Below are 5458 nucleotides of genomic sequence, written 5' to 3'. Positions count from 1 at the left end.
GCGCAGATAGGGGTTTTGCGAAATGAATCTTGACGATGACCTACTCTCACATGGGGAAACCCCACACTACCATCGGCGATGCATCGTTTCACTACTGAGTTCGGGATGGGATCAGGTGGTTCCAATGCTCTATGGTCGTCAAGAAATTCTGTTGCCAGAATGTCCGTGAACACTCTTGGCCAATTCGGATATGCGATATTTGTGATGTTGCGAACTTTCGGTTCTTTCGTCTTCACCACCACAATTCGGCTTACGCGCAAATTGCTTGGGTGTTATATGGTCAAGCCTCACGGGCAATTAGTATTGGTTAGCTCAACGCCTCACAGCGCTTACACACCCAACCTATCAACGTCGTAGTCTTCGACGGCCCTTTAGGGGATTCAAGATCCCAGTGAGATCTCATCTTGAGGCAAGTTTCCCGCTTAGATGCTTTCAGCGGTTATCTCTTCCGAACATAGCTACCCGGCAATGCCACTGGCGTGACAACCGGAACACCAGAGGTTCGTCCACTCCGGTCCTCTCGTACTAGGAGCAGCCCCTCTCAAATCTCAAACGTCCACGGCAGATAGGGACCGAACTGTCTCACGACGTTCTAAACCCAGCTCGCGTACCACTTTAAATGGCGAACAGCCATACCCTTGGGACCGGCTTCAGCCCCAGGATGTGATGAGCCGACATCGAGGTGCCAAACACCGCCGTCGATATGAACTCTTGGGCGGTATCAGCCTGTTATCCCCGGAGTACCTTTTATCCGTTGAGCGATGGCCCTTCCATACAGAACCACCGGATCACTAAGACCTACTTTCGTACCTGCTCGACGTGTTTGTCTCGCAGTCAAGCGCGCTTTTGCCTTTATACTCTACGACCGATTTCCGACCGGTCTGAGCGCACCTTCGTACTCCTCCGTTACTCTTTGGGAGGAGACCGCCCCAGTCAAACTACCCACCATACACTGTCCTCGATCCGGATAACGGACCTGAGTTAGAACCTCAAAGTTGCCAGGGTGGTATTTCAAGGATGGCTCCATGAGAACTGGCGTCCCCACTTCAAAGCCTCCCACCTATCCTACACAAGCAAATTCAAAGTCCAGTGCAAAGCTATAGTAAAGGTTCACGGGGTCTTTCCGTCTAGCCGCGGATACACTGCATCTTCACAGCGATTTCAATTTCACTGAGTCTCGGGTGGAGACAGCGCCGCCATCGTTACGCCATTCGTGCAGGTCGGAACTTACCCGACAAGGAATTTCGCTACCTTAGGACCGTTATAGTTACGGCCGCCGTTTACCGGGGCTTCGATCAAGAGCTTCGCTTGCGCTAACCCCATCAATTAACCTTCCGGCACCGGGCAGGCGTCACACCCTATACGTCCACTTTCGTGTTTGCAGAGTGCTGTGTTTTTAATAAACAGTCGCAGCGGCCTGGTATCTTCGACCGGCATGAGCTTACGGAGCAAGTCCTTCACCCTCGCCGGCGCACCTTCTCCCGAAGTTACGGTGCCATTTTGCCTAGTTCCTTCACCCGAGTTCTCTCAAGCGCCTTGGTATTCTCTACCTAACCACCTGTGTCGGTTTGGGGTACGGTTCCCAGTTATCTGAAGCTTAGGAGCTTTTCTTGGAAGCATGGTATCAACCACTTCGTCGCCTAAAGGCAACTCGTCATCAGCTCTCGGCCTTGAAATCCCGGATTTGCCTAAGATTTCAGCCTACCACCTTAAACCTGGACAACCAACGCCAGGCTGGCCTAACCTTCTCCGTCCCTCCATCGCAATAACTGGAAGTACAGGAATATTAACCTGTTTTCCATCGACTACGCTTTTCAGCCTCGCCTTAGGGACCGACTAACCCTGCGTCGATTAACGTTGCGCAGGAAACCTTGGTCTTTCGGCGTGCGAGTTTTTCACTCGCATTGTCGTTACTCATGTCAGCATTCGCACTTCTGATACCTCCAGCAAGCTTCTCAACTCACCTTCACAGGCTTACAGAACGCTCCTCTACCGCATCATCATAAGATGATACCCGTAGCTTCGGTGCATGGTTTGAGCCCCGTTACATCTTCCGCGCAGGCCGACTCGACTAGTGAGCTATTACGCTTTCTTTAAAGGGTGGCTGCTTCTAAGCCAACCTCCTAGCTGTCTAAGCCTTCCCACATCGTTTCCCACTTAACCATGACTTTGGGACCTTAGCTGACGGTCTGGGTTGTTTCCCTTTTCACGACGGACGTTAGCACCCGCCGTGTGTCTCCCATGCTCGGCACTTGTAGGTATTCGGAGTTTGCATCGGTTTGGTAAGTCGGGATGACCCCCTAGCCGAAACAGTGCTCTACCCCCTACAGTGATACATGAGGCGCTACCTAAATAGCTTTCGAGGAGAACCAGCTATCTCCGAGCTTGATTAGCCTTTCACTCCGATCCACAGGTCATCCGCTAACTTTTCAACGGTAGTCGGTTCGGTCCTCCAGTCAGTGTTACCTAACCTTCAACCTGCCCATGGATAGATCGCCCGGTTTCGGGTCTATACCCAGCGACTAAACGCCCTATTAAGACTCGCTTTCGCTACGCCTCCCCTATTCGGTTAAGCTCGCCACTGAATATAAGTCGCTGACCCATTATACAAAAGGTACGCAGTCACCTAACAAAGTAGGCTCCCACTGCTTGTACGCATACGGTTTCAGGTTCTATTTCACTCCCCTCTCCGGGGTTCTTTTCGCCTTTCCCTCACGGTACTGGTTCACTATCGGTCAGTCAGTAGTATTTAGCCTTGGAGGATGGTCCCCCCATATTCAGACAAAGTTTCTCGTGCTCCGTCCTACTCGATTTCATTGACAAGAGATTTTCGTGTACGGGGCTATCACCCACTATGGCCGCACTTTCCAGAGCGTTCCACTAATCTCAAACCAACTTAAGGGCTGGTCCCCGTTCGCTCGCCACTACTAAGGGAATCTCGGTTGATTTCTTTTCCTCAGGGTACTTAGATGTTTCAGTTCCCCTGGTTCGCCTCTTGCACCTATGTATTCAGTACAAGATACTCAGCTTATGCTGAGTGGGTTCCCCCATTCAGAGATCTCTGGATCACAGTCTGTTTGCCGACTCCCCAAAGCTTATCGCAGGCTACCACGTCTTTCATCGCCTCTGACTGCCAAGGCATCCACCGTATGCGCTTCTTCACTTGACCATATAACCCCAAGCAATCTGGTTATACTGTGAAGACGACATTCGCCGAAAATTCGCATTTCGCTCATTGCTGAGCAGAACTCACAAATTTTACCTTAGCCTGATTTCCAGCAGTGAAACTGGTCATCAGTCTATATCTATCACATATCCGAATTTTTAAAGAACGATCTGACAAAAGTCAGAAATCAACATTCAAATTGAATGCTCATTTCTAAGTTCTGACAATGAACTGTTACTGCGTAAGTGGTGGAGCCAAGCGGGATCGAACCGCTGACCTCCTGCGTGCAAGGCAGGCGCTCTCCCAGCTGAGCTATGGCCCCGTATTCTACGGCTTAACCATGTAATGGTAGGTCTGGGCAGATTTGAACTGCCGACCTCACCCTTATCAGGGGTGCGCTCTAACCAACTGAGCTACAGACCTATAACAGGGTTGCGTTACAGCATCGTCTTTTACAATGAATCAAGCAATTCGTGTGGGAGCTCATCAGCAGGCTGATGTCGTCGATTAAGGAGGTGATCCAGCCGCAGGTTCCCCTACGGCTACCTTGTTACGACTTCACCCCAGTCATGAATCACACCGTGGTAACCGTCCTCCCGAAGGTTAGACTAGCTACTTCTGGTGCAACCCACTCCCATGGTGTGACGGGCGGTGTGTACAAGGCCCGGGAACGTATTCACCGCGACATTCTGATTCGCGATTACTAGCGATTCCGACTTCACGCAGTCGAGTTGCAGACTGCGATCCGGACTACGATCGGTTTTGTGAGATTAGCTCCACCTCGCGGCTTGGCAACCCTCTGTACCGACCATTGTAGCACGTGTGTAGCCCAGGCCGTAAGGGCCATGATGACTTGACGTCATCCCCACCTTCCTCCGGTTTGTCACCGGCAGTCTCCTTAGAGTGCCCACCATTACGTGCTGGTAACTAAGGACAAGGGTTGCGCTCGTTACGGGACTTAACCCAACATCTCACGACACGAGCTGACGACAGCCATGCAGCACCTGTGTCAGAGTTCCCGAAGGCACCAATCCATCTCTGGAAAGTTCTCTGCATGTCAAGGCCTGGTAAGGTTCTTCGCGTTGCTTCGAATTAAACCACATGCTCCACCGCTTGTGCGGGCCCCCGTCAATTCATTTGAGTTTTAACCTTGCGGCCGTACTCCCCAGGCGGTCAACTTAATGCGTTAGCTGCGCCACTAAAATCTCAAGGATTCCAACGGCTAGTTGACATCGTTTACGGCGTGGACTACCAGGGTATCTAATCCTGTTTGCTCCCCACGCTTTCGCACCTCAGTGTCAGTATCAGTCCAGGTGGTCGCCTTCGCCACTGGTGTTCCTTCCTATATCTACGCATTTCACCGCTACACAGGAAATTCCACCACCCTCTACCGTACTCTAGCTCGCCAGTTTTGGATGCAGTTCCCAGGTTGAGCCCGGGGCTTTCACATCCAACTTAACGAACCACCTACGCGCGCTTTACGCCCAGTAATTCCGATTAACGCTTGCACCCTCTGTATTACCGCGGCTGCTGGCACAGAGTTAGCCGGTGCTTATTCTGTCGGTAACGTCAAAACAGCAAGGTATTAACTTACTGCCCTTCCTCCCAACTTAAAGTGCTTTACAATCCGAAGACCTTCTTCACACACGCGGCATGGCTGGATCAGGCTTTCGCCCATTGTCCAATATTCCCCACTGCTGCCTCCCGTAGGAGTCTGGACCGTGTCTCAGTTCCAGTGTGACTGATCATCCTCTCAGACCAGTTACGGATCGTCGCCTTGGTGAGCCATTACCCCACCAACTAGCTAATCCGACCTAGGCTCATCTGATAGCGCAAGGCCCGAAGGTCCCCTGCTTTCTCCCGTAGGACGTATGCGGTATTAGCGTTCCTTTCGAAACGTTGTCCCCCACTACCAGGCAGATTCCTAGGCATTACTCACCCGTCCGCCGCTGAATCAAGGAGCAAGCTCCCGTCATCCGCTCGACTTGCATGTGTTAGGCCTGCCGCCAGCGTTCAATCTGAGCCATGATCAAACTCTTCAGTTCAATACTGCTTGGGTTTTTAAGAAACCCTAAACTTGGCTCAGCAATCTCAAATGACTATGTGATTTCTCGCATGGCCACTTGTGATGCTGATAATCTTTTTGACTATCAGTCCGTACTCACAAGCACCCACACGAATTGCTTGATTCGATTTGTTAAAGAGCGTTTGGTTAAGAGCTTTTCGTCTCAACCGAGGCGCGCATTCTACGCTTTCCTCAGAGCCTGTCAAGCGTTTATTTTGAAGTCTTTT

General features: G+C 51.3%; 1 protein-coding gene, 2 tRNA genes and 3 rRNA genes. All 6 read right to left on the bottom strand.

What is annotated here, in order from left to right; all coding sequences use genetic code 11:
• Positions 1-27: 27 nt before the first annotated feature.
• Positions 28-143: ribosomal RNA gene (gene rrf, locus PM2_RS29030) — 5S ribosomal RNA — on the bottom strand.
• Positions 144-276: 133 nt separating this feature from the next.
• Positions 277-3169 (bottom strand): 23S ribosomal RNA (locus PM2_RS29025).
• A 243-nt stretch (positions 3170-3412) separates the two neighbouring features.
• A tRNA-Ala gene (locus PM2_RS29020) sits at positions 3413-3488 on the bottom strand.
• 24 nt (positions 3489-3512) lie between these two features.
• Positions 3513-3589, bottom strand: a tRNA-Ile gene (locus tag PM2_RS29015).
• Positions 3590-3674: 85 nt separating this feature from the next.
• A 16S ribosomal RNA gene (locus PM2_RS29010) occupies positions 3675-5211 on the bottom strand.
• Together the 16S, 23S and 5S rRNA genes with 2 tRNA genes alongside form the textbook arrangement of a ribosomal RNA operon.
• 46 nt (positions 5212-5257) lie before the next feature.
• A partial coding sequence (locus tag PM2_RS31440; RefSeq protein WP_217998278.1) for a hypothetical protein occupies positions 5258-5458 on the bottom strand: 201 nt, incomplete at its 5' end.

It is taken from the genome of Pseudomonas monteilii NBRC 103158 = DSM 14164 (assembly GCF_000730605.1).
Lineage (GTDB): Bacteria > Pseudomonadota > Gammaproteobacteria > Pseudomonadales > Pseudomonadaceae > Aquipseudomonas > Aquipseudomonas monteilii.
Note: the sequence above shows the minus strand (reverse complement) of the source record. Positions and strands in the feature narration are given on the sequence as shown.